At 27.0% G+C, this 25,042-nt stretch carries 29 protein-coding genes and 1 pseudogene; 25 read left to right on the forward strand and 5 right to left on the reverse strand.

The genetic code is table 11. The features are described from left to right. The first annotated feature begins 2 nt into the window (after positions 1 to 2). The 15 genes from CP523_RS15360 (at position 3) to CP523_RS15430 (ending at position 14,245) form a co-directional block, all read left to right on the forward strand. Positions 3 to 476: an HK97-gp10 family putative phage morphogenesis protein gene (locus tag CP523_RS15360; protein WP_120141017.1), complete on the forward strand. Its 474-nt coding sequence runs from the start codon at positions 3 to 5 to the stop codon at positions 474 to 476. Further along, positions 473 to 829: a hypothetical protein gene (locus CP523_RS15365; protein WP_066678782.1), complete on the forward strand. Its 357-nt coding sequence runs from the start codon at positions 473 to 475 to the stop codon at positions 827 to 829. The genes CP523_RS15360 and CP523_RS15365 overlap by 4 nt, the downstream gene beginning before the upstream one ends. 17 nt (positions 830 to 846) lie before the next feature. Next, positions 847 to 1,254 (forward strand): phage tail tube protein, encoded by a 408-nt coding sequence (locus CP523_RS15370; RefSeq protein ID WP_066678780.1) that lies wholly within the window; start codon positions 847 to 849, stop codon positions 1,252 to 1,254. A 77-nt stretch (positions 1,255 to 1,331) separates the two neighbouring features. Continuing rightward, the gene (locus tag CP523_RS15375) at positions 1,332 to 1,727 is read left to right on the forward strand and encodes a DUF6096 family protein (RefSeq protein ID WP_066678776.1); all 396 of its coding nucleotides are present in this window, start codon (positions 1,332 to 1,334) and stop codon (positions 1,725 to 1,727) included. Between the two features lie 131 nt (positions 1,728 to 1,858). Next, entirely contained in the window at positions 1,859 to 2,161 is a 303-nt protein-coding gene (locus tag CP523_RS15380; protein ID WP_066678774.1) for a hypothetical protein, read from the forward strand. Further along, on the forward strand, positions 2,158 to 6,249 hold the full coding sequence (locus CP523_RS15385) for a hypothetical protein (RefSeq protein ID WP_120141018.1): 4,092 nt from the start codon (positions 2,158 to 2,160) through the stop codon (positions 6,247 to 6,249). The genes CP523_RS15380 and CP523_RS15385 overlap by 4 nt, the downstream gene beginning before the upstream one ends. A gap of 15 nt (positions 6,250 to 6,264) precedes the next feature. Beyond that, positions 6,265 to 6,609, forward strand: a complete 345-nt coding sequence (locus CP523_RS15390; protein ID WP_120141019.1) for a DUF6711 family protein — start codon at positions 6,265 to 6,267, stop codon at positions 6,607 to 6,609. 12 nt (positions 6,610 to 6,621) lie between these two features. Further along, positions 6,622 to 6,870, forward strand: a complete 249-nt coding sequence (locus tag CP523_RS15395; protein ID WP_066678762.1) for a hypothetical protein — start codon at positions 6,622 to 6,624, stop codon at positions 6,868 to 6,870. Beyond that, positions 6,857 to 7,234 (forward strand): hypothetical protein, encoded by a 378-nt coding sequence (locus CP523_RS15400; protein ID WP_083089629.1) that lies wholly within the window; start codon positions 6,857 to 6,859, stop codon positions 7,232 to 7,234. Before CP523_RS15395 ends, CP523_RS15400 begins: the two co-directional genes overlap by 14 nt. Before the next feature lie 184 nt (positions 7,235 to 7,418). Beyond that, positions 7,419 to 10,748, forward strand: coding sequence for a tail fiber domain-containing protein (locus tag CP523_RS15405; RefSeq protein ID WP_120141020.1), 3,330 nt, complete (start codon positions 7,419 to 7,421; stop codon positions 10,746 to 10,748). A 171-nt stretch (positions 10,749 to 10,919) separates the two neighbouring features. Beyond that, on the forward strand, positions 10,920 to 11,345 hold the full coding sequence (locus CP523_RS15410; protein WP_066678757.1) for a phage holin family protein: 426 nt from the start codon (positions 10,920 to 10,922) through the stop codon (positions 11,343 to 11,345). Positions 11,346 to 11,394: 49 nt separating this feature from the next. Then, on the forward strand, positions 11,395 to 12,372 hold the full coding sequence (locus CP523_RS15415) for an N-acetylmuramoyl-L-alanine amidase (RefSeq protein WP_120141021.1): 978 nt from the start codon (positions 11,395 to 11,397) through the stop codon (positions 12,370 to 12,372). Positions 12,373 to 12,977: 605 nt separating this feature from the next. Beyond that, positions 12,978 to 13,187, forward strand: a complete 210-nt coding sequence (locus CP523_RS15420) for an alpha/beta-type small acid-soluble spore protein (protein ID WP_066678749.1) — start codon at positions 12,978 to 12,980, stop codon at positions 13,185 to 13,187. Positions 13,188 to 13,726: 539 nt separating this feature from the next. Next, complete coding sequence (locus CP523_RS15425) at positions 13,727 to 13,924, forward strand: hypothetical protein (protein WP_066678747.1); 198 nt, start codon at positions 13,727 to 13,729, stop codon at positions 13,922 to 13,924. A gap of 21 nt (positions 13,925 to 13,945) precedes the next feature. Further along, positions 13,946 to 14,245, forward strand: coding sequence for a spore coat protein (locus CP523_RS15430; RefSeq protein WP_066678737.1), 300 nt, complete (start codon positions 13,946 to 13,948; stop codon positions 14,243 to 14,245). A 161-nt stretch (positions 14,246 to 14,406) separates the two neighbouring features. On the opposite strand, the gene CP523_RS15435 is transcribed toward CP523_RS15430, so the two are convergent. Both CP523_RS15435 and CP523_RS15440 read right to left on the reverse strand, forming a co-directional pair. After that, on the reverse strand, positions 14,407 to 14,658 hold the full coding sequence (locus tag CP523_RS15435; RefSeq protein ID WP_066678730.1) for a spore coat protein: 252 nt from the start codon (positions 14,656 to 14,658) through the stop codon (positions 14,407 to 14,409). A gap of 12 nt (positions 14,659 to 14,670) precedes the next feature. Further along, entirely contained in the window at positions 14,671 to 14,856 is a 186-nt protein-coding gene (locus CP523_RS15440; RefSeq protein ID WP_120140391.1) for a hypothetical protein, read from the reverse strand. A 185-nt stretch (positions 14,857 to 15,041) separates the two neighbouring features. Here CP523_RS15440 and CP523_RS15445 point away from each other — a divergent pair, with 185 nt between their 5' ends. The 4 genes from CP523_RS15445 (at position 15,042) to CP523_RS15460 (ending at position 18,808) form a co-directional block, all read left to right on the forward strand. Further along, positions 15,042 to 15,713, forward strand: coding sequence for a manganese catalase family protein (locus tag CP523_RS15445; RefSeq protein ID WP_066679281.1), 672 nt, complete (start codon positions 15,042 to 15,044; stop codon positions 15,711 to 15,713). 1,334 nt (positions 15,714 to 17,047) lie between these two features. Then, entirely contained in the window at positions 17,048 to 17,389 is a 342-nt protein-coding gene (locus CP523_RS15450) for an ASCH domain-containing protein (RefSeq protein WP_120141022.1), read from the forward strand. A 20-nt stretch (positions 17,390 to 17,409) separates the two neighbouring features. After that, positions 17,410 to 18,483: a GNAT family N-acetyltransferase gene (locus CP523_RS15455; RefSeq protein WP_120141023.1), complete on the forward strand. Its 1,074-nt coding sequence runs from the start codon at positions 17,410 to 17,412 to the stop codon at positions 18,481 to 18,483. Beyond that, positions 18,434 to 18,808 carry an ASCH domain-containing protein gene (locus CP523_RS15460; protein ID WP_120141024.1) on the forward strand — a complete coding sequence of 125 codons (375 nt, stop codon included), beginning with the start codon at positions 18,434 to 18,436 and terminating at the stop codon, positions 18,806 to 18,808. The genes CP523_RS15455 and CP523_RS15460 overlap by 50 nt, the downstream gene beginning before the upstream one ends. A 76-nt stretch (positions 18,809 to 18,884) precedes the next feature. Here the strand turns inward: CP523_RS15460 and CP523_RS15465 are convergent, their stop codons facing one another. Beyond that, positions 18,885 to 19,160, reverse strand: a complete 276-nt coding sequence (locus tag CP523_RS15465) for a helix-turn-helix domain-containing protein (RefSeq protein WP_227909511.1) — start codon at positions 19,158 to 19,160, stop codon at positions 18,885 to 18,887. On the opposite strand from CP523_RS15465, the pseudogene CP523_RS15470 reads away from it, so the two are divergent. The 5 genes and pseudogenes from CP523_RS15470 to CP523_RS16140 form a co-directional block, all read left to right on the forward strand. Continuing rightward, a pseudogene (locus tag CP523_RS15470) lies at positions 19,152 to 19,661 on the forward strand (FAD-dependent oxidoreductase); the annotation flags it as partial. The gene CP523_RS15465 and the pseudogene CP523_RS15470 sit on opposite strands and share 9 nt — an antisense overlap. Before the next feature lie 555 nt (positions 19,662 to 20,216). After that, positions 20,217 to 20,486, forward strand: a complete 270-nt coding sequence (locus CP523_RS15475) for an N-acetylmuramoyl-L-alanine amidase (RefSeq protein WP_066679277.1) — start codon at positions 20,217 to 20,219, stop codon at positions 20,484 to 20,486. Positions 20,487 to 20,612: 126 nt separating this feature from the next. After that, the gene (locus CP523_RS15480) at positions 20,613 to 20,909 is read left to right on the forward strand and encodes a hypothetical protein (protein ID WP_243106756.1); all 297 of its coding nucleotides are present in this window, start codon (positions 20,613 to 20,615) and stop codon (positions 20,907 to 20,909) included. A 469-nt stretch (positions 20,910 to 21,378) separates the two neighbouring features. Then, complete coding sequence (locus CP523_RS16130; RefSeq protein ID WP_162926014.1) at positions 21,379 to 21,552, forward strand: hypothetical protein; 174 nt, start codon at positions 21,379 to 21,381, stop codon at positions 21,550 to 21,552. 604 nt (positions 21,553 to 22,156) lie between these two features. Continuing rightward, positions 22,157 to 22,324, forward strand: a complete 168-nt coding sequence (locus tag CP523_RS16140; protein ID WP_162926016.1) for a hypothetical protein — start codon at positions 22,157 to 22,159, stop codon at positions 22,322 to 22,324. 445 nt (positions 22,325 to 22,769) lie between these two features. On the opposite strand, the gene CP523_RS15485 is transcribed toward CP523_RS16140, so the two are convergent. Together CP523_RS15485 and CP523_RS15490 are read right to left on the reverse strand one after the other, a co-directional pair. Next, on the reverse strand, positions 22,770 to 23,990 hold the full coding sequence (locus CP523_RS15485) for an IS256 family transposase (RefSeq protein ID WP_120140434.1): 1,221 nt from the start codon (positions 23,988 to 23,990) through the stop codon (positions 22,770 to 22,772). A gap of 166 nt (positions 23,991 to 24,156) precedes the next feature. After that, positions 24,157 to 24,471 carry a hypothetical protein gene (locus CP523_RS15490; RefSeq protein WP_066678724.1) on the reverse strand — a complete coding sequence of 105 codons (315 nt, stop codon included), beginning with the start codon at positions 24,469 to 24,471 and terminating at the stop codon, positions 24,157 to 24,159. 200 nt (positions 24,472 to 24,671) lie between these two features. Here CP523_RS15490 and CP523_RS15495 point away from each other — a divergent pair, with 200 nt between their 5' ends. After that, positions 24,672 to 25,010 carry a DUF6054 family protein gene (locus CP523_RS15495; RefSeq protein WP_066678722.1) on the forward strand — a complete coding sequence of 113 codons (339 nt, stop codon included), beginning with the start codon at positions 24,672 to 24,674 and terminating at the stop codon, positions 25,008 to 25,010. Positions 25,011 to 25,042: the final 32 nt, after the last annotated feature.

Here is a 25,042-nt window from a genome sequence, read left to right on the forward strand (position 1 = left end):
AAATGAGCAGGAGCGTTGTTGGTTTAGATAACCTTCTTAAAAAATTAAATAAATTAGGTGGTAATGTTGAAGAAACTTTATATAAGAGTATGCAAAGGCAAGGGGAATTAGTTAAAGGTGATGCAAAGGATTTATGTCCAGTAGATACAGGAGATTTAAGACAAAGTATAAAATCAGAAACTAAAAATTATAAAAACAAAATAACTACTAGAGTTTATACTAATTCAGATCATGCAGCATACGTTGAATTTGGAACCGGTAAAGTTGGAGAAAGAACTAATAAAAATAATAAGGTTAATGTTAGTTATAAGCAAGATAAGTGGTTAGCTAATATTCCAGATGTAGGTGTTAGATGGGTTGAAGGTCAACCAGCTCAACCATATCTTTATCCAGCACTTAAAAATAATGAAAAAATAGTGGTGGAAAATATAAAAGAAGATGTTAAAAAAGAGATAGAGAGGATTTTGAGAAGATGATTAATGTAAAGGATCAAGTATATAAATCTATAAAAGATATATGCATTAATGTAAGTGATAGTTATCCTTCTGAATGGGCAAAGTTACCAGCTATACAGTATATAGAAGAGGATAATAAGGTATATGAGTATACAGATGGAAGAGAGGATAAATCATATGTTAGATATAAAATTGACATATGGCATAACAGAAGTACATCTCAATATGCTCTAGCAGTTGATAAGAATATATCTAAGTTAGGTTTACAAAGGACAATGTGTCAAGATGTATCTGACCCTAGTGGGTTGAAACATAAGGTAATGAGATATGAAGGCGTTATAGATAATGAAACAGAGTTTGTATATAAAGATTAAGAAAGGAATGAAGTTGAATGTTAGCAAACGGTATTACATTAAGTTATAAAACTAAAGGAGAAGTTTATACGAAATTAACAGGGTTAAAGGAAGTACCAGAGATGGGAAATGATCCAGAAAAAGTAGAGAATACAACATTAGAGGACACAACAAAGCAATATGAATATGGAATAGGGGATTATGGAGATTTAGCATATAAGTTTAAGTATGAAAATAAAACCGTAGCTAGTCCATATAGAGTATTAAGAAAATTAGCAGATGATAAAACTGTTGTGGATTTTGAACAAGCTTATCCAGATGGGACTAAATTTAAATTTAAAGCTCAATGTTCAGTAAAACTTGGAGGTGGAGGAGTTAATAGCGCTATGGAATTTACTCTATCATTAGCATTACAGAGTGGAATTGCAGTAACAGATCCATCTTAAAAAATAAAATATATAAATTAAGCACTTACATATGTAGGTGCTTTTATTGTGGTTTAAATAAGAAAGGAATGGTGTAAATGGCATTATATAAAATATTAACAGTAGGAGAAAAAGAATATAAATTAAAGTTAACAACGAGTGCAACTATATGCATAGAAGAAAAGCTTGGATGCAATATATTAGATCCAATATTAGAAATGGGTTCATCAGCACCTATGGATAACAAAGGCAATATTAATATGAAAAAAGTAACTAAGATTCCTATACCATCTTTAAAATATTTGGTTACAGTTTTATGGGGATCACTTCAAAAATTTCATCATGGTATGACCTTTGAAAAGACTTGTGACTTATTAGATGAATATATAGAGAGTGGAAAAACGCAGATGGATTTATTTGAGTTTATTATGAATCTATTAACTGAAAGTGGAATATTAGGAACTCCAGAAGAGAAAACAGAAAATTTAAAGTAGGGGAAGATAGTGAAAATACTACTTCCCCATTTTTTAACAGAAAGGCTCCTGAAAATTATACTGAATTAATTGAGAATTATTTACTTGATGATGCTTTAGACTGTGGATTATCTGTAGATGAATTTTACTCCATGACAATAAATGAAGTAACTAAAATAAGAGAATCTTTTTTTAGAAGAAGGGAAGTTAAAAGAAAAGATACCGCAGATATGGTATATAGATTGTCTACACTAATTACTAATGGAACAGCTTGTATAATGAGTAAAGATAATAAACCAATTGAGTTTTTAGATATGTTTGGAGATTTATTCAGTGAAGAAAAGAAAATTAATGAAGAAAAGAGAATTGAGAACCAGATAGAGATAAATAAACAACATATGAAAGACTTTGCCAATAGAGTGAATTTACAAAGGAAAGGAGGTGAGGATAAGTGACTTTAGAAGAATTGGAGGTTGTTATTAATGCCAATACTAGGCAGTTCAACACACAAGTTGCACAAGTACAAAGTAAAGTTGACAGTATGGCTACTAGAGTTAATAACAAAATCGATAGCATGAGTGGAACTTTTGCTAAGCTTGGAAAAATATTAGCTAGTGCTTTTGCAATAACTGCAATAGGAAGATTTACAAAGTCGTGTTTAGATTTAGGATCTAATCTTGCAGAGGTTCAAAACGTGGTTGATGTTACTTTTGGTTCTATGTCAGATAAAGTAAATGAATTTGCTAAAAATGCATGGCAGACAGTAGGATTATCTGAAACTATGGCTAAGCAGTACATGGGGAACTTTGGAGCTATGTCTAAATCAATGGGGTTTACAGTTGATAGTGCTGAACAGATGGCTGAAACATTAACTAATCTTTCTGGAGATGTAGCATCTTTCTATAATATAAAACAAAACGAAGCATATACTAAGTTAAAAAGTGTATTTACAGGAGAAACTGAAACACTTAAAGAATTAGGTGTTGTAATGACGCAGGAAAATCTTAATCAATATGCTTTGGCTAATGGATATGGTAAAACTACAGAAAAGATGAATCAGCAAGAAAAGGTTGCCTTAAGACTAGCTTATGTAACTAATAATTTAAGTGCAGCAAATGGTGATTTTGCTAGAACAAGTGGAAGTTGGGCAAACCAGGTAAGATTATTAAGTTTACAATATCGATCGTTTAAATCAGCAATAGGGCAAGGATTGATTGCAGTATTAACACCAGTTATTAATGTAATAAATACAATAATGTCTAAACTAGTACAAATGGCCAATACATTTAATAGTGTTCTTAGTGCAATAGGATTCAATATTACTGGTGGCTCTGGGGGCAGTAGTGGACCTATTGCTTTTAATGGTGCTACAAGTGGTATTGATGGCGCAACAGATGCCATGAATAATTTAGGTGGTGCTACTGATGGAGTAGGAAAGAGTGCCGATAAAACTAAGAAAAAACTTGAAGCGTTAATGGGAATTGATGAAATTAACAAAGTTAATTCTAATGACGATTCTGGAAGTGGTGGTAATGGTGGTGCAGGAGGATTAGGAAGTATTGCATCACCTTCAATAGATACCTCAGCAACAGAAAATTCCTTATCTGAATTTAGTAATAAAGTAAATAAAATATTATCTGAATTATTAAGTCCATTAAAAAAGGCATGGGATAATTACGGTGATTGGTTTTTATCTAAATGGGATTATTTTAAAAAAGCATTTGGATATAGCTGTGATGAGTTAAAAAATTTTTTAATTAGCGTATGGAATCATGGTGGAAAAGAATTTGTGCAACATATGGCTGAAATAGGAATTGTAATAGGTGGAGTAGCTGTACAAATAGGTGGAGATATATTAGTTGCATTGGGTAGATTATGGAGGCATATTAATCCCGATAATAATTCATATACTAGAAAATTTATAAATGCAATGAATAGCTTAGCTATAGCTGTAAGAGATTTTATTATAAGTGCTGGTAATTGGTTTGGTAAGTTCTTAGATTTAGGTGGACAGGCATTTATTAATGTTATAGGTGATATAGTTGTTTTACTTGGAACCATACTAGCTAAGGTTATAAGAGATGCAATTAAATTTATAACTAATTTTATGAATAGTTGGGCAAGAAGTGCAATTATTGGCACTGTAGCTATGACATTAAATATAGTAGCAGGTGTAATTAAAGCACTTCTTATAGTTATAGAAAAATGTCACAAGGTATTAGAATTATTTATTTCCTTATGGGCAGCATGGAAGGTAACTAACTTAGTTACTAATTTCTTAAGTGTTACTAATTCATTAAAGGCCATGAAAGATGGATTTTTAATTGCAAAAGAGGAAATGAAATTGTTTAATACAGTAGGAGGTAAATTAGCAAATAAACTATTTAAAGTAGGAACTTCATTAACTAATACTAAAGAACTAGGTAAAAGTGCTATTATGACATTAAAATCCCTTGGAGAAAGTATTTATTTGAATACATTATATTTAAAGGATTGGATTGTTGCATTAGGTAAGAATACTATTATGGCATTAAAATCGTTTGGACAAACCATTTATTTGAGTACGTTATATTTAAAAGATTGGATTGCTGCATTAGGTAAGAATACTGTTATTGCATTAAAGTCGTTTGGGCAAACCATTTATCTTAGTACGTTATATTTAAAAGATTGGATTGTTGCGTTGGGTAAGAATGCTACAAAGGCTTTGGTAAATTTCGGACAAAATATAAAATTTAATTTATGGTACTTAAAAGAGTTAGCGATTGAGATGGGAGTAAAAGCAGTAAAATCTTTAGTGAAGTTCATAATAAGCATAGGGACTAATACAGCTGCTTTAATAGGCTTAACTACAGCAGAAGGAACAGCAACTACAGGTGCAATTGCATTAGGATTAGCTCTAGATGCACTAGGAATTGGTTTAATAATAGCGGCAGCTTCAGGATTAATTATAGTTATAAAAAAACTTGGAGATAAGTTTGGTTGGTGGTCTAAAATATCAAATGCTTTAGGATCTGTATTAGGTTGGATAGGTGAAAAAGTAGGATGGTTATGGGATAAAATAAAATCATTCTTTGGTTGGGATACAGACGCTGCGGTTAAAGAGAATATTGAAGAGATTGGAACTGTAGCAGAAGATGCAGCAAAAACTACTGATGATGCATTTGGAACAGCTACATCTAATGTAAATAAATATTTAGATAGCATTCATTTTAATGCAACTAGACTTTCTCAAGAGGTAGATGAAGCAACTAAAAGTGCTACAGAGAAGTTTGGAATGTTATCTCAAAATGCTCAAGATTATCTCGATGCTATATATGAACATAATACAGAGAAATTAGCTGAAATGGGAGATAATCAATCAATTTACAATGAAGAAGTAAAATCTATGTATTCTGATTTAACAGAAGCTGAAAAGAATGAATTTATGAAGCGATACGGCATTATTCAAGGAATAAATGATGATATGCTTAATTACGAAGGACTTAAGTATGATGAAAGGGTTGCTAGACATACAGCTTACTTACAGACAATAGAAAAAGATGAAAGTTTATCTTATCAAGAGAAAAAAGAAAAGATGGATCAAGCTAATGCAGATTTCCAAGCTGGAATAGATGCAGAAGTTCAAAAATACCATGATTCAATAGTTTCTAAGCAACAAGCTTTAGATGAATTATTAGCTACTCATGGAAACACTACTGACCAAGGGAAAGTTTATGAACAAGATTTAAGAGATGCTATAGCTGCAGATAGAGAATCTATTGAAAATTTAACTAAAACTAGCTATGACAATCAAGTTAAAACAACGGAAGAAGCTACACAAGCAATGTCACAAGCTAATAAAGATAATGCAAAAGAACAAGAGGAAGCTTATAAAAATTTAACTACTATAGTTGATGAATCTATGAGTAAAATTAATGATAGTCTATCGGGAGCTAGAGAAAATATAGAATTATTTGCTAATGACTCAAATAATTTATCAAATAAGCTAAGAAACTTATTTGATAAATTATCTAGTGAATTTACTAAAGCAGGAAATATGATAAAAAGTACTCTAACACAAATACAAAATATAGCTATCAATACTACATCTAATATAAGAAATAATATAACTAATAATATGAAAGAAGCTTATAGAAATGTATCTAATTATATAAATAATATTAAATCTTTATTTAATAATTTTGATGCAACTCTAAGAGTTAAAATTCCTCATTTTTATATGGAGGGTAGTTTCAATGCAGAAACTAAAGAAGTTCCTAGGGTAGGTGTTAATTATTTTGCAAAGGGTGGAATAGTTGATAGAGCAACATTAGGTATAGTTGGAGAAGCAGGGAGAGAAGCTATAATGCCATTGGAAAATAATACTGGATGGATAACAGATTTAGCAGAAAAAGTAGCTACTAGAATGCCACAAAGAAGTAATGATAATTATTCATCAGGTGATTTAACTTTAATTATAGATGGAAGCGTAATAGGAAAGGTAGCATTAAAACAATTAAAAAGAATGCAAAGGCAAGGAAATATAACATTAATACCAACATAAAAGGAGGGGTTGTAATTGATAAGTATTAATGGGGTTAAAATAGCAGCTCCTAAGACATATGAAGTTACAGTACAGGACTTAGATGGAGATACAAACAGAAATGCTAATGGTGGTTTAATAAGAGATAGAATAGCAGTTAAAAGAAAATTAAATTTAGAGTGGGGTCCACTAACCCAAAGTGAAATATCAACATTACTTAGTGCTGTAAGTAGTGTTTTTTTTACGGTTACTTTTCCAGATCCACAATTAGGTATGATAACTAAGACAATGTACGTTGGAGATAGAACATCACCAGCATATACATGGGTAGATGGTAAAGTAAAATGGAGTGGTCTAAAAATGAATTTTATAGAAAAGTAAGGAGTTAATAAAATGCTAGATATAAATGAAAATATAAATTTGAATGGAAACGTAAATATAGAAAATCAGCAAGTAGTTAATATGACAGCAAGTATCTATACTGAAGGAAATAATTATCCAAATATTAATATTACTGTCGTTGATAAAAAAATATATAAAAAAAAGTTTGATGTTTGTAAACAAGGGATAAATGAATTTATTGATAAGGCATTAAAGAAACAATATGAAATGTTAGGAGATGTTACAAGTGAAAATAAGTAATGAAAAAATAGTAAATAGTATTGGTGTATTAAGTAAAGTAACAGGAATGGATTTAAATATAAAAGTTAGTTATGCTATTGCTAAAAATATAAGTAAGATAGAAAAGGAACTAGAAATTTATAATAAGGAAAAAGGGAAATTAATAGATAAGTATGCATTTAAGGATGAAGAAGGAAAAATAAAATCTAATAAAGATGGAGCAGTAGATATAGATGATATAGAAAACTGGAATAAAGATATTAAAGAATTATTAGAAATAGAAAATGATATTGATATACATTTAATAGAAATAGAAGATTTATCTAAATGTAGTTGTAATATTACTCCAGGGGAACTTATGTTAATATCTTATATGTTTAAATAGATCCTTCTAGAATTTATGAAAGGAGGAATATAGCATATATAAAACAAGTAAAGAATATAAAACAGAGATAAAAAAGCCTAGCAGGTCTTTTGAATGTAGAATAACTATAGGGGATAGAATATTTTATAATAATGATATAGTTGATGTAATAATAGATAGTAACATACAACCTTCTGATGGCTTCATGATAGGTGCTACAACATCTACTACACTTGATTTAACACTATTAAATAATAGCGATACAATTTACTCTGTTAATCAAATAAAGGTTGAAATAGGACTGAAAATAGGTGATAAAATAGAGTATATACCTATGGGTTATTATAATATTGACGATGTAGAAAAAACTGACTATACAATTAAAATTACAGCCTTTGACAATATGATAAAATTTGAAACACCTTATTTCTCTAGTTTGGGCAATTCATGTACATTACAGCAAGTAGTAAATGAGTTAGTTAGTAAAACGGGAGTTAAATTTATTGGAAGCCTTCCATCTTACAATGTTAAAAAATTGGAAGGCTTTACTTGTAGAGAAATATTATCTTATGTAGCTTCTGTATGTGGTGGAAATGCAACTATAACAAGAGACGGAAATTTTACAATAGTTTATCCAAAAGAAATTAATTATTCTATTACCGCAGATAATTATTTTGAGTATAAAAGAGAAGAAGTCAAATATAAAATAGGAAAAGTTAGCTGTCAAGTTAAAGAAAAAGAGATAATTTCAAAAGGTTCATTAGGAACAGATAGTATGGAATTATTATTTGAAAATCCATGGGTAAATGAAACTATATTAACAGATATTTATGATAGATTAAATAAATTTGAATATCTAGGTTATAGCTTGAAATGGCAAGGGGATATTTCTGTAGATGTAGGAGATATTATTAGTTGTACAGATACTAAGGGGATAGTTAGAAAAATTCCTATATTATCTCAAAAATTTACTTATACAGGGGGGTTAACATCTGAAATATCAGCAAAAGGAGAATCTAAGAATAAGAATTCTTTTAGCTCAAGCGGAGGTACTGTTAATAAAGTAAATAGATTAGTAACAGAAGTTGCATTAGTAAATAAAGCTTTTATTAATTATGCACATATTAATGATGCTGAAATAAGGAATTTAAAGGTTGAAAGTGCGAAGATAAAAACTGCAGAAGTAGAAATTGCTAATATAAATAATATTCTAGCGGGTAATATAGGCGCAGGATTCACACAAACAATACATCTAACTGCAAAGAATGTAGTATTAGATAATACTGTAATAAAAGAATTGATTGCAAAAGAAATTTCAGCAAATGATTTAAAATCAAGCAATATATCTACTAATAAATTTAAAATAGTATCAGATAATGGCAAGATGTTTATATGGGATAATACTATACAAATTAGGGATAATAACAGGACTCGAGTACAGATAGGGAAAGATGCTAGCAATGATTATAATATGTATATTTGGGATAGTACAGGAAGATTAATGTTTGATGCTACAGGACTTAAATCAGATGGAATAAAAGAAAAAATAATACGTGATGATATGGTTAGCGATAATGCAAATATTAATGGAAGTAAGCTTAATATACATAGTGTAGTTACAAATATTAATAATGGAACGACATTATTGAAAAGCTCTAAGATTAATATAGATACATTAAATCAAACATTAGAGGTTGCTTTTAGTAGTCTTAAAAGTAAAACGGATGGAATTAAAACCAAAACAGAAAGTAATAGTACAGCTATAGGAGTAATAAAAGGACAAATAAGTACATTAATCAAAAATACAACTATAACTGATAATGGATCTAATGTTAAACTACAGGATTTTTATTCTATTTTTAAGCAGACATCTAAAGAGATAGATTTAAAAGTATCAAGTTTAGAAACTATAAAAATAGGGGCTGTAAATAGAGCACTAGATACAAAAACGATACGAGTAAGCAATAAACTTACTGGTGGTATTAATCAAACGCATGGAATGTATAAGGTTCTTACTTCAGGACTTGAATTGGGGAATGTTACTGTTTCGTTTGATTTCGAATATACAAATTTAGTTGGGGTTACTGGTAAGTTACCTTCCCTTTCTATACAAGGAGTGGGTAATGTAACATCATGGAATTTAGGAGCATTTAATCCTAATAATTTTATACGAAAACTAATATTAGGTAGTGCAGAAACTAAGAAAATAAAGATAATATATTCATTTAAAATTACAGAGAATCACTTAAAGAACGAATATTGGACAACCAACATAAGAGCAGATTATTTGCTAAGTGGTAATTTTAAAGTAAGTAATTTTAAAGTAGAGAAAGGAGATAAAGTAACAGGATGGACACAAGCACCAGAAGATATAGATAATAATATAGCTAATCTTTCTAGCAGAGTTGCAACAGCAGAACAAAAATTAGAGCCTGGTAGAATAACTCAAAGTATATCAGAAGCAATAAATTGTGGTAAAGCTTCTATATATACTGTAACTACTATATTAGATAAAACAGGATTTACAATTAAAAATGGAGCTATAAAAATACAAAATAGAGCAGGGAAGTCTGTATTAACGGGAGATACAAAAGGGAATTTAACGCTAAAAGGAAGTATAGAAAGTACTAATGATACAGGAGAAATTGGAATAAAAATAAACTATGGTTCCATGACATTCACAACTTGGGGAAACACAAATAAAGTTGAAGAAGTAGGGACAATATTAAGTACAAGCTTCCCAAAAGATAGAAACCAAAACGGAATTAGTATTGCAACATCGGGCCAAGGAGATTACATCTCAATTGGACATAAGAAAAAGGATGGTAGTATTGATAATTCTATGCTTTTTTTTGGTAATGATTATGCAGGAAGTGGACATCCTTATACTAAAAAGGGTATATACATTCATGAGACGTTATATATTAAAAGGAATGTTCAATTTAGTGAAGCTGGATTTGAGATAAAAACTAAGAGTGGAGTATTACATCAAATTTTTAATGGTGATAATGATTTATTAGCAATATATGGTGATAATGGAATTAGATTAGGTTCGCGTATTGGAGATTCAAATAGAGTAGCATTATGGATAAGAGAACGAACAGATGGTAGATATGGTCAAGAGATTGAGTTATTTACAGATTTAAAGTGCAATGGATATAACGTTTATGGAGCCAATGAAGTAAACTCTGATTTAAGATTAAAACATAATATAACATATTTAAATGATGAAACTATGTTAACATCCACAGATATGTATAACTTTATTAAAGATGAGTTAAAGCCTACAACCTTTTATATGAATCCACCAAAAGGAAGCAATATACAGGGAAGAGCAAAGATAGGATTTATAGCACAAGATATACAAAATACAAAAATAGGACAATATTTAATAGGATATGATCCTGATGGATATCTTTGTTATGACGTAGGAAGTAGAATAGGAGTAGTTGAGAATGCGTTGAAAGTTGCAATTAATAAGATAGAGGCTTTAGAAAGGGAAATAAAAAATTTAAAAGACAAGGGAGTTGTTTAACTTAAAGATAAAAAAATACTAGGTGGAAGTAGGATATAGCAGTATGTGTTAATAATAATCCACCTAGTATTTAGTTAACTACTATAAAAAGATAATAAGTTATGGACAAGATATATGTCAATTAGAACTTACAGTTGTAGGTTCTTTTTATTTTATAAGGAAGGTGTAGAAATGGAAAATTTATTTAAGTATTTTAATTTAGTTGTAGCAGCACTAGGAACAGGATTCACATGGCTTTTTGGAACTTGGGATATTGCATTAATTTCATTAATTGCATTTATGATTCTAGACTATGTAACAGGCGTTCTAAGAGCATATGTAAACAAAGATGTATCAAGTTCAGTTGGACTTAAAGGAATAGCTAGAAAGGCTGTTATATTTATAGTTTTAATAGTTGCTGTAATTTTAGATAGGTTACTAAACACAGGAACTTGGGTATTTAGAACACTTATATGTTACTTTTATATAGCAAACGAGGGAATTAGTTTATTAGAGAATTGTGCAGGATTAGGGCTACCTATTCCAGAAAAACTTAAAGACGCATTAGTACAGCTTAAAGATGGAGAGAAGAAGGATTTAAAAATAGAGCAGGAGTAATCCTGCTTTTTAGTTATAGAAATATTTATAAAAGGAATGGTGATGTAGTATGAAAATTGCATTTAGAGGTGGGCATAATGAACAAGCAACAGGAGCAAGTGCGTTAATTGATGAATTAACAGAAGATAGAAAAGTATTGGCAGAGTGTATTAATGTAGCTAGAGGATATGGACATGAAGTACTTGATTGTACTCCTGGTCCATGTGATGTAAATACAGATTTAGTTTATGGAGTTAAAAAAGCTAATGAATGGGGAGCAGATATATATATTCCTATACACTTTGATAAGGCATATGATAATTATAATGGTGCATTAGGGACAGGTACTTTTGTATATAGTAAATCAGATGCATATAAGGATGAGGATATAGCTCAAAAAATTAGTAATAATATAGCAGCATTAGGATTTAAAAATAGAGGTGTTAAAGAAGCTGACTATTATGATTTAAGAATGACTACTATGCCAGCAGTTTTAGTAGAAGTTTGTTTCTGTGAAGCTACAGAAGATGTTGCTTTATATAGAAAATTAGGTGCAAGAAAAATAGCAGAAGCTATAGTATCAGGTATTACTGGTAAAAATATTGAACAATCAGTACAATCAGATATTGGTATGAGAGTTGCATTAGATGAACCAAATCACATTACTATAGATAGTAATAAGTTAAAAGTTAGAGGTTGGGCTTTAAATCATGCAAAGTTAGAAATATTGATAGATAATGTTAGTTATGGAACAGTAGAAACAGGTCAAAAGAGGGAAGATGTTTATGAAGCATATCCACAATATAACAATCATTTTGCAGGGTATGAAAAAACATTAGAATTTACTGAGTTAGAAAAAGGTCAATATAAATGCACAGTAAGAGCTACAGATAACAATAATAAAACTATAGAAGTTACAAAAACTTTTACAGCATCTAAAACTATATCTAATAATAATGAAATTTTTAAAAAAGAAAATGAAATACTAAGAAAAGAAAACAAAGAATTAAAAGAAAAGATGTCAAAGATTAAAAATATAGTAGAGTAGTAAAAAAGCTAGTAAACACTGCACCACTTACTAGCTTTTCTAATATAATTAAAATAATTATATTAGTATTATTAACCAAATTTATATTTTTATTCATATTACAAGTTAAATATTATAGCAATTAATTTTTAATGTTATTTGCATAATAAATTTATGAATAGAAAAATCCTAGTATAGGATTTTAAATATATTTTCTAAGTTGATAAGTATATAGGAATTTTCCTATATACTTAAAAAGCTTTATAAACTTTAATATATTAATAAATTTTAAAATAATAATTTAGTATATATTTATAATTTATATTACGAAATATTTGAAAAAAGTTAATTATTTTTATGTAAATAAAAAGTAGATGCTAAATTAATAACACCTACTTTTTATGAGTTTGCAAAACTAATCAAATACTATAGGACATTAATATTATAACTTAATACATAAAAAATAAACATAAAATTTTGAATTTAATAAAAATTAATTATTTAGTATAAAATAAACAATTATCCAGAATAATATTTTATTTCTATTTTTAGTATCAATTATATAGAGTAGTACATACTAAATAAGGTTAATATATTATTGTAAAATAGTTTAGGAGGTGAAACATATGGCTTCAAATAATAATGGAAGTAATAGAAATTTAGTACCAGAAGCAAAAGCAGGTTTAAACAGACTAAAGAATGAAGTTGCATCATCAATTGGATTAAACAACTATGAGGAAACAGACAAGGGAAACCTTTCTTCAAGACAAAATGGAAGTGTTGGTGGAGAAATGGTTAAAAAAATGGTAGAACAATACGAAAACCAAATAAAATAATTAATTATAAGTGCATTAATTCTTTTAATGCACTTATAATTAATTTATGAATATAATATAAACTTAAATATATGTTTTTAGAATAGGAATTAAAAGTATAATGAGCTAGTCATTATTAATATAAAATTAATCAGCAAATATTAAATAATCAAGATAAACTGTAGAGGGTTAATGAGAGTAAAAACTATTATTAACCCTTTTATTATTTTATTAGAAGCTAATAAAATAGATTCTATGAAAAATTATAAAATATTGAATAAGTATAACAAAATTTATATATTAATAATTATTTCAAATTTAGAATAAATTTATGAATATGTTTATTGATAAAGGGAAAAAATTTTTTTATTAGTATTGAAAAATAATAAATTATAAAATATAGGGTTATGGGTTAGAAAATATATAGTTTATAAAGGTACACTCTATTAATTACTTTAATCTAATTAATATCAGATATTTTTAAAAATTAAATAGAATAATATTTTTATGAAAGGGAATTATAATTCTGAAATAAAAATTATATAAGAGGTGGTAATTAAATGAAAAAACTTTCAGAAGCTGAAAATCTATCTTTAGCAGCTATATTGAAGATGGAAAAGAATGGATTAATTATGCAAAAAGCAATAGATTCTTTAATATCAGATGAAGATTTAAAAAGACAATCAGAAGCAAGTATATTAGCAACAGAAGGAAGAATTAAAGGAATACAAAAATTTATAGAAGATAATAATTTATAAGTTTCTAAGGAGGAATAATATATGAAAAATATTATTGGAAATATGATTAAAAATAACATTGATATAAATGATGAATTTATAGCATTAAGTATGCTTTCTTCTGGAAAAGAGGCATCAGATATGTATCTTAATTCTACCCTAACAAGTAGTACACCAGAATTAAGAGCTATATATTCAGCATCATTAGGACAGATAGTAGAAGGTCATACAGCACTTACAGAATTAAGTGTTAATAAAGGATGGATTAAACCATATAATACATCTGAAGAACAACTAACATGTTCCTATAATGAATCTAAAAGTATTATTAATGAAAAATAAATAAAAAATAAAAGAACTCTAAAAATAGGGTTCTTTTTATATAAATTTATAATCTATATTATGAAATATTAAAATTAATGTGAATAAAAAAGAGTAAGTTTAAAACTCACTCTTTTTTTATTTTAATAAAGGTAGAAAGATGAAAAAAATTAGTAGTAATCTTATTGATTGGCAGTTAATTCTGATTTAACAGTATTTATATCGTTTTGGTCTGCTGGTTGCGCAGGTTTATAATATCCCTTTTCTTTTGCTGTTTGATATACTTTATATTGGCGAATTTCATCTTCATTTCTCATTTGCTGTATAGTTTGTCGTAATTCTTGATTATCGGTTTGAGCTATTATGCTAGCATATCCTGTTAAGCTACTATTAATCATACTTAGGTAATCGTTCATTATATCTTTTTCTTTCATTTTTAAATCCTCCTATTTTAAGAATGTAATTAACTTATCTTTACTAGTTCTTGCTGCATTAGCATCTTGTTGAAGCATATTACATATTGCAGGATCTGTACATTGTTTTGCAAAATCATCTAATTTATTTGCAATTGTACCATGAGCTCCTATTAGATGTCTTAAATTTTGCAATTCTAATTGTGTTAAATTTGACATTTTAATCACTCCTTATAGTGTCTTTCGATATTATTATGTTTATTGTTAATAAATAATATACATAGATAATAAAAAGTCTAAATTAATAATTTATTAAAATAAATTATTTTATTGTTAATATGAATAACTAAAACTATTTGAGGAAAATATAAAATAGAAAATTTAAAAATTATGGAGGTAATTTTATGTTTAAACATGAAAAACAATTATTAAGAGATGTAATGGTTGAAAAACCAAATCCTCAATATGCAGTTTTAATGCAAGAGCAACTTGGTGGAGGAAATGGGGAATTAAAAGCAGCAATGCAATATATGGCACAAAGTTTTAGAATAAAGGATAAAGAAATAAAAGACTTATTTTTAGATATTGCAGCGGAAGAGCTAAGTCATATGGAAATGGTTGCACAAACAATAAATTTATTAAATGGTCATGATGTAGACAATTGTAAAGTTACTAGTGGAGAGATTCAAACACATGTACAATGTGGATTATCTCCAGTATTAATAAATTCATCAGGTGCTCCATGGACAGCAGATTATGTAACTGTTACAGGAGATTTAGTAGCAGATTTGCTTTCTAACATAGCATCAGAACAAAGAGCAAAAGTAGTATATGAATACTTATATAGACAAATTGATGATAAATATGTAAAAGAAACTATAGATTTCTTACTAAACAGAGAAGAGGCACATAATGCTTTATTTAGAGAAGCATTAAATAAAGTACAAAATACAGGTTCAAATAAGGATTTTGGCGTTACAGAAGATTCAAAACTTTATTTTGATTTATCATCACCAGGTGTAGATCATAAAAGTCCTAATCCAACACCTCCTTCATTTGAAAATCCCTCAAGATAAATTAATGAATAAAAGATAAAAAATATTAATTTATAATTAATAAATGTATTATTATTTTTAATATATACTTATAAATTATAAAATAATATTAAAAAGCTAGTAAATTTATTATTTACTAGCTTTTCTTATAGAATGAATCCAAAAGAGAAGAATAATTATATTAGTATTATTAACTAAATTTTTATTTATATTAACTTGATTAACAAAAAAATCCTAGTAAATAAATAGTTTACTAGGATTTTAAATAATACAAAGAGTAAATCATTGATATGGTTGAAAAAGAATATAAATTAATATATTCTATAAAAGAATGTTAGATACAATAATAGTATAGCACCTATTAAAAGACTTTATACATAAAAATAAACTAGTAAATAAAAAATATTTACTAGTTTATTAAAAGATATTTTGTAAATGTGTATTATAAAAACAATTTATTTGAGAGTTTAATTAATGAGAAAAATAAAAAATATTTACATTAGTAGTATTAACCAAATCTATATTTTTATACAAAAATTAAGCAGATGTTAAATAAATAGCATCTGCTTAATTAATTCCTAAGCGGAATTAACAATATGTAGTAACATGAAGGATGTTTTCATTATATTACAAAAAGTAAATAAATAATATGGAAAATTCAGAAATTAATAAAGAATTAAGAAATCTATATATAAAAGTACAAAAAAGATAGATGACAAACAAATGACATCTATCTTTTAGGGTATCAACAATTTTAATAAAAAGATCCTATGTAACTAATCTAACTACATTAAGTATAACTTAATAAATAGAAAAATAAAATAGAAGATTCTGAATTTAATAAAATCGTAATAATTTGTTATAAATTTTAGAATAATCTAAATTAGAATATAGTAGTATTTTTTTATATTATTAGAAAAAAGTGAAATGATAAGTATGCTAATTATTAATTCATGGTTCTTCAGGTTTTCTAGATAATAGTAATTTAGTAATTATTAAAAATAGTGAATGTAAATATAATTTAGAGAAACAAAAAACTGAATTTAAATTAGCAGTTTTTTTATATATAAACATATCAAATTATTTAAAATAATCACAGAAGATGATTTGAAGGAATTAGAGAAAATAATTTAGGAAGGAAGAAGGAATTTATAATAAAAATAGTTAAATTAGATAAGAAAAAATAAATTGTAAAATCTAACTAAGTTTATTGAAAAAATAAAAATAATTATATACTAAGTCAAAGATTAATAAGAATTATAAAATAATAACAACTAAGTGTTGAAAAGCAAATATATGTTTTATATAATTTAAACATAATAATATTAATAATATTATTAGAAGAGGGTGATATTATGGTTCATATAATGAAATTAAACGAAAGAGAATTTGAAAATATACTATTTAATAATAAAATTTTAGAAGTTAGATTAAATGATAAAAAAAGAAGAAACATTAAACCAGGAGATAAGATAGTATTTCATAAAAAAAATATAATATTAGAAACTATTAAAGTCAAAGTAATTCGTACTTACGAATTTAGAACATTTAATGATGTTTATAGTAATTTTCAAAGTAAACTTTTTGGTTACCCTGAAAAAGATAAAAAACAAATGTTGGATTTAATATATTCAATTTATACTACTAAGGAAGAAATGTATAATGGAGTTAAAGTCATAAAATTTTATATTATTTAGGTATTGTGGGAGAGAGAAAAATGAATGACATTAAGAAGAGATTATTTAGAGAACTAGACATAAGGGATGTTTTTTTTGATTCATTAAAAAAGGATTATCCAGGGTTTATTGGTTGGTTTAAAAAAAAGGCTGATGAGAATGAAAGTGCGTATATTTTAGATAAAAATGGAATTCAAGGTTTCTTATATTTAAAAGTTGAAGATGAAATTTATAATAACATTAAACCAACTTTAAAAAAATTTAAGCGTTTAAAAGTTGGTACATTTAAAATTAATGCGCATGGTACAAATTTAGGGGAAAGATTTATAAAAATATTAATAGATGAGATTTTTAAAGAGGGGGTTAGTGAGGCATATGTAACTATATTTCCAAAACATGAAGCACTAATTAAATTGTTAGAGAAATATGGTTTTAAATATTTTGGAGTAAAATCTAGTGATGCAGGTGAAGAGAATGTGTATTTAAAGTCTATTAAAGAAATTAATAATGATATACTAATGGATTATCCTAGGGTTAATTATAGTGGTGTTAACAAGTTTATGTTATCTATATGGCCTAAATATCATACAAAAATGTTTCCAGACTCTAAGTTAAAGACAGAAAAAAATCATATAATAGAGGATTTATCAATAACTAATAGTATAGAAAAAATATATTTATCTGGAGCGGATTTAAGCAACTACAAAAAAAATGATATAGTTTTAATATATAGAACAAAAGATAAAGAAAAATCAGCAAGTTATTCATCTGTTGCAACATCAATCTGTGTAATAGAAGAAGTTAAGCATATTGATGATTTTAAAGATTATAATGAGTTTAAAAGATATTGTATAAAACATAGTGTTTTTAGTGAGTATGAACTTGGGAGATTTTGGAAGAGTAAACAATATAAATATTTAATTAAAATGTTATATAATGTTGCACTTCCAAAAAGAATAGTGAGGCAAGATCTGATTAATAAAATAGGATTAGATAAAAATCGATGGGTAGCTGTAAATTTAACTGACAAGCAGTTTGAAAAAATATTAAGATTAGGTGAGGTAAATGAAAGTATTATTATCAATCAAACCACAATATGTTCAGAGAATATTTAATGGAGAAAAAAAGTTTGAATATAGAAAGACCTTATTTAAGAGAAAAGATATAGATAGTATATTAGTTTATGCTACTAAGCCTATTGGTAAAGTGGTTGGAGAATTTAAAATAGGAACTATAATAGAAGATAGTCCAGAATTTATATGGGAGCTTACTAAGAATAATTCAGGGATTAAAAGAGATGATTATGAAAAATATTTCGAAGGTAGATCAATTGGATTTGCAATTTCCATAAAGAAGCCTAAAATATATAAAACACCATTAGAGTTGTCCGAGCTCAATCCCAATATAAAGGTTGCACCACAATCATTTATGTATATATAGAAAATAATATAAGTTTTAAAATATATTTAAAAAGGCTAGTAATACAAGATAGTCTATTCTAGCCTTAAATATTTTATTATTTTAAGTAATTAAATGACAAATTAAATTTATTCATTATCTTAATAAGATTTTTATTACTAGGCTTATATCCTAATTCGTATTTAGATATGCAAGAGAAACCAACCCCTGTTATTTCAGCAAACTTCTTTTGAGTAAGTCCATTTAATTTTCTTAACTTATATATTTTCTGTGCAGTAGTTTTTTCAGGTAATTTATAATATAATAGTTTATCCGATTCTTTAGCAGAGGAGAATACTTCTTTAAATGTTGTTGTTTTGTTTATACTGCACATGCAAAGCTTATGACAACTTATTATCCATTACAAAAGCTAAGGAAGATAAAAGGATTAGAAAAAGCTAAATATGTAGATCCATATGCAGGAAGCAAAGGTAATTCAATAAGATATCTTTCAGTAGCGCCAAGAACAAATGATTTAAAGGTTGATGGTGTAGATAATTTATTTTGTGCAGGTGAAAAAAGTGGATTATTTGTAGGACATACCGAAGCTATTTGCACTGGAAGTCTTGCTGGACATAATGCAGTTAGATTAGCAATGGGAGTTCCTCTTTTAATATTGCCTGCTTCAATTGCAATAGGCGATATAATTTCATATGCTAATGAAAAAGCGAAAACTAGAGAAGGTAGAAAAAATAGATATACTTTTGCCGGAGCAGAGTATTTTAAGAGAATGGTAGATGAAGGTCTTTATACATTAGATAAAGAAGAAATAGCAGCAAGGGTCAGAAAGGTAAATTTAGATAATGTATTTTTACAAAAACTTATAAATAGTTAAAAATCAGAACAATAGAAAAATGTAATAATAAAATGAAATGTGTTAATAAATAAAAATAAAGTGGAAATTAGATTTAATAAATAAAAAATGATAATATAATATCATAAAAATTGTTATTTAGGACGTTTGTAGAAGCTAATTGAGTAGGTGTTAGCAGGTACAAACGTCTTTTATATTATGTTAAGAGAAGGGAAGTTGAAAGAGTTAAAGGATATAAAAATTTAAATTAGAAAAATAAAAAGTGGTTATGAAATGAATATATTTATAGTTAAGATTATAGGTCTCATAGAAGTAAAGAAAATTATAGCATTATTAGTTATAACAGTATTTTGTATTTTAAGTGCTAGAGAAATTATGAGTACAGAATAGTTCACAACTGTTGCAATAATGATTATGTCCTTCTACTTTGGACAATCAACTGTAAAAGGAACAGTAAAGTCAGCTAAAAAAGATCAAGAGTAAATTAATATAAAAAGTTGAAAATTTAGTTTGCAGAGCAGGAGTAATCCTGCTTTTTATATTATAGAAATATTTTAAAAAGGAAAGGTGATATTTATGTTAAAGATTGAAAGAATGATAAGCCCTTATAACCACTATGAAGGAAATTCAATAAAGTATATTGTAGTTCATGGAACAGGAACTCCAGAAGGAACAGATTCAGCAAGAAATAATGCAATTTATTTTTATGGAGCAAATAGAAATGCTTCAGCACATTATTTTGTAGATGCAACAAGTATATATCAATCAGTTGAGGACGATAATCTTACAGAATTTATTATGAATAATAGATGCGGGATAATCAATAAGAGAAAGATATTTATTTAAGATGTTGTAGTTGCACCAGAAGGGTCTAGTGCCTACTATGCTATAGATAAAAATACTAGAGAAAAGATAGGAAACAAACAATTAATAATTATTGAAATAGGAGGAAGAACAACTGATATTACAGTATTGAAAAATGGAATTATAATAGATGTTAAAACGATTCCTATAGGTATGCTAAATATTTATCAAGAGATTATTGATTATGTAAATTATAGACATACTGAAAGTTTTTCATTAAATGTTCCACCAGTTGTAGGAAATGAATGTGGAGCATTAGTACCACAAAGACATGGGGGGTTATCATATAAAATAGTAGAAAATAAAGGAGATATAAAAATAATAGATACTGAAAATTTTGGTAGACTTCAAATTTACGGACCTAATGATGCAGATAGTGATGTTACAAATTATACTAGGTATTAGACATAGAATAAACAAAGAATGATATTAATATACAAGGTATAGAGTAAATAAAAAAAGTTACTCTATCCTTTTAATTTTTTATAAAAAAATACTAACTTATATTAATACGGAAGTATAATATAAGTGTAAAATAAAAGTAGGAAAAGGAATAAAGATTTAATAAAGCTAATAACATCAATTGCAACCTTGACAACAGATCCAATAAATATAATACTCTCATTAAACAAATAATCAGAGGCGGGATTTTAAGCCCTTCTATTCCTTGAATCTTCTTCTTAAATATATTATATTAGTTAAGGAGGTAAAGATAAAATGAAAAAATAGAAAAGATAACGTTAGGAATAAGCCTATTTGATTTAGTTATAAGTATAATAACACTTATATTATTAATAATTAAATAAGAAACAATAGTATTTTTAATATTGTTTATAAAATCAGTTTTTCAACTGATTACAGGAGGTTTTTAGATATGGAAGTTAATAAGCAAACAGAGGCAAATAAAAGATGGCAAGAGAAGAATAAAGAGCATTCTAATTATTTAAAAGATAGGAGTAAAGCAAGGTCTTTTATAAGAAATAAAGCAACAGAAGAGGATTTAAAGGAACTTGACGAATTGATATCAGAAAGAAGAAAACAACTATAGTAAAAGGTAGAGTAGATGTTAAAGTTTACTATACCTTTTATTATAGTTGTTTATATATAAATACTTTAAAGTAAATAAATAATATATTTATTTAGAGTAAGTACATATTTTATATAGAATATTAAGTTTACTTATTATTGAGATTTATATTGAACAGAGAGTAGAATAATATGTAATAAAATGCATATTTTTAAAAAGTTGAAAAAATAAAAATATATACCAAATAAATGACATATATCTTTTGATGAATCTACCAAATCAGATGAACAATGAGAATAATAAAAGTATAACTTAATAAATTGAAAAATAAAATGTGAAATTCAGAGTTTAATAAAATGGTAAGAAATATTAGGGAAAAAATTTTATCAGTAGGATAAGTTGAGTTAATAGCAATAGGAGTTATGTTTGAAGGAGATGCTATTATTAGTGTGGGAACTTATTTAGGGAAAAGATTATATTATAACGGAAAAATTATTCTATATTCTTATTTTTTGAAAAATGTTGATATACGTATAATACATGGAGTGAAATGTAGTTGTAAGGCGAGGGAGGGAGAATAGTATATTAAATATATGTTAGAAATGTATTTTTAATATTGATAATTATGAGTAAAAAGAATTTAACCATTGATATAGTAGTATTAATAATTATATTGTGGATATTAAGAGATATAAATTTTTCAGCATTAAATATATTTGAAATAATAAAGTTGATACTAATTTGTATAGTAACAATATTAGGTATAATTAAATTATTTAAAATAAGAAGATAACTATGAATAAAAAAACGAGTTAATCACAAACTAGAGCTAATAAGAATTGGGCAGAAAAAAATAGGGAGTATTCATCAGAGAGAAGAAAACAAATATAATAAAAGTATAAAAATATCAATATAATGTATAAAGAAAATTATCTATCAGAAAAAAGAATAAAATGTATATTATCATTAGTAAAAGATATTCATTGTTGAGGTATATAGATAAGGAAAATAGAATATTATAAACTATTATTTTTAATCATGGGAATAGTAAATACTATTTTAGGGCTTATTAAAGAAAAGTCAATATGAGTCTGTCAATATTTTTGTGTAAACTTTAGAAAATTTAGTTTTATTTTAAAGGTTGGAAAGGTTAATACAACATCCAACCTTTATTTTTCTTTAATTGATAAATTTTACATAATAATCTGCACTTTAATAAGAGTTAGACTAAATATTTTTTAGAACAACTGGTCGTCTAAACGACCTTCGAAGAAGATTGATAGTTGAGCTAAAATTTGAGCCCATCCTCGTATTGATTGGGTCCATTTCTTTGTTATATCAACGGTAGCAAGGTATAAAATCTTCATTAATGATTCATCATTCGGAAATATAGATTTAGTTTTAGTAACTTTTCTCAGTTGACGATTATAACTTTCCATTGCATTAGTTGTATATATTATTTTTCTAATCTCTGGTGGATATTTAAAGAATGTTGATAACTCATTCCAGTTATTTCTCCAAGACCTTACTGCTATTAAGTATTTTTCTCCCCATTTTTCTTCTAATCTATCTAATTCCGCTAATGCGACCTCCTCAGTAGAAGCGGTGTAAACTAGTTTTAAATCTGCATTGAAAGCTTTTAAATCCTTATAAGATAAGTATTTACTTGAATTTCTTATTTGATGAATAATACATCTTTGAATTTCAGTGTTCGGATAAACAGCTCTAATGGCTTCGTTAAACCCTACTAACCCATCAACTGAAGCAATTAGTATATCTTTTACGCCTCTATTTTTTAACTCATTCAGAACAAGCAACCAATATTTTGATGACTCTGATGCTCCTATCCATATACCAAGAACATCTTTTTTTCCTTCAATATTTACTCCAATCGCAGCGTAGGCTGCTTTCGAAACAACGGTGTTATCTTTTCTCACTTTAAAGTGAATAGCATCCATAAATACTATAGGATATACTGTTTCCAACGGACGGCTTTGCCATTCTCTAATCATTGGAATTACTTTATCTGTTATATTAGAAACTAATGTTGGTGATATGTCCATTCCGTATATTTCATTTACTTGTGATGCTATATCTCTTGTAGTCATTCCCTTAGCATACATCCCAATTATTGAGCTTTCTAAATGTGAAACATCAGTTTGATGTTTTTTTACTATTTCAGGCTCAAAAGAACCTTCTCTATCTCTTGGAACATCTAAGTCGAAGTAGCCAAGATTGGATTTCATAGTTTTTCGGCTCTTGCCATTACGGCTATTAGTTGTGTTTTTATTTTGGTAATCATGTTTCTCATATCCAAGATGATTATCTAATTCGGCTTCTAGCATTTGCTGAAGCATTCCTCCAAATAAGTCTTTTAAAACATTTTGAATATCTTCAGCTGTTTTAATATTTGGATCCTTTGCTAATATTTTTATTAATTCTTCCTTTGAAAATGACATAGTCTGTGTTCCCTCCATAATTGATAATTTATTATATCATTTTCTGAAGTTTACACAGACTATTTTACACTCTCGTCAATATAAATATATTTCATAAACTAAAAAGAACTGAATTAAAATTATCAGTTCTTTTTTGCATATAAATATAAAATAAAAATAGTTATCTTTAAGATATATACACTTCACCATCACCAATTATTACAATTTTATAATCTGGTAATAATTCTATTAATTTATATTTTTCAGAACTAGGAATGAGTTTAATTGATTGGATTAAAAGCAGATTATTATTATAGACTTGAATTAAAACACTATTTTCTGAAGATGAATTTTGCACAGTATATTTATCTTCTTGAGGAGGGTTAAAATCAGAGACTTTATAAATTCCTTCCTTAAATAAATTAATAGCATAGACAGGTTTAAAGAAACAAGTTGACGATAGGGTGAAAATAATTAAGATAGTCCAAATAAATTTTTTCATTAATATAACCACCTTTCAAATTTATTTTGCGTATATAAAGAATTTTATATACACAAAAATAAATTAAACCAATAGTAAAATAACATAAGAGAATTAATGGTAATGTTTTACTAAAAAGGCAAAAGTATAATTATAGTATGATATAATTAAGATAAGTTAAAACTTTTACATATAGAATATTAAAAGGAGTGGGATTAGTTATGGGAGCAGATGATTTTAGGGTTAATCTATCATTAAAGGAGACAATTAGAAGGTTAGATAGTGGTATTGTAGATGGCAGTTTTACTGGTGAAAGAATTGATTATTATGTAGTTATGGGTAATGATGAGAATGGAGTAATAGTTTTAGTCTATGAAAAGCATTTCCAAAGGGCAGGAAATAGATTAACTCTAACTGTAACAGTTGATAACATGAATGGATTTACAAAAATACATTCTATTGCAGCAGGTGGAGGACAAGGTTTATTTAGATTTGATTGGGGAGCTGGTGAGAAATTTACTTGTGCACCAAGAAGAGTTCTTGAAGATAACATTATTTAGGTTTATAATATAACTAGAAAATTTAATTTATT

Origin of the sequence: Clostridium septicum, assembly GCF_003606265.1 — a bacterium.
In the GTDB taxonomy this organism is placed as follows: Bacteria; Bacillota; Clostridia; order Clostridiales; family Clostridiaceae; genus Clostridium; species Clostridium septicum.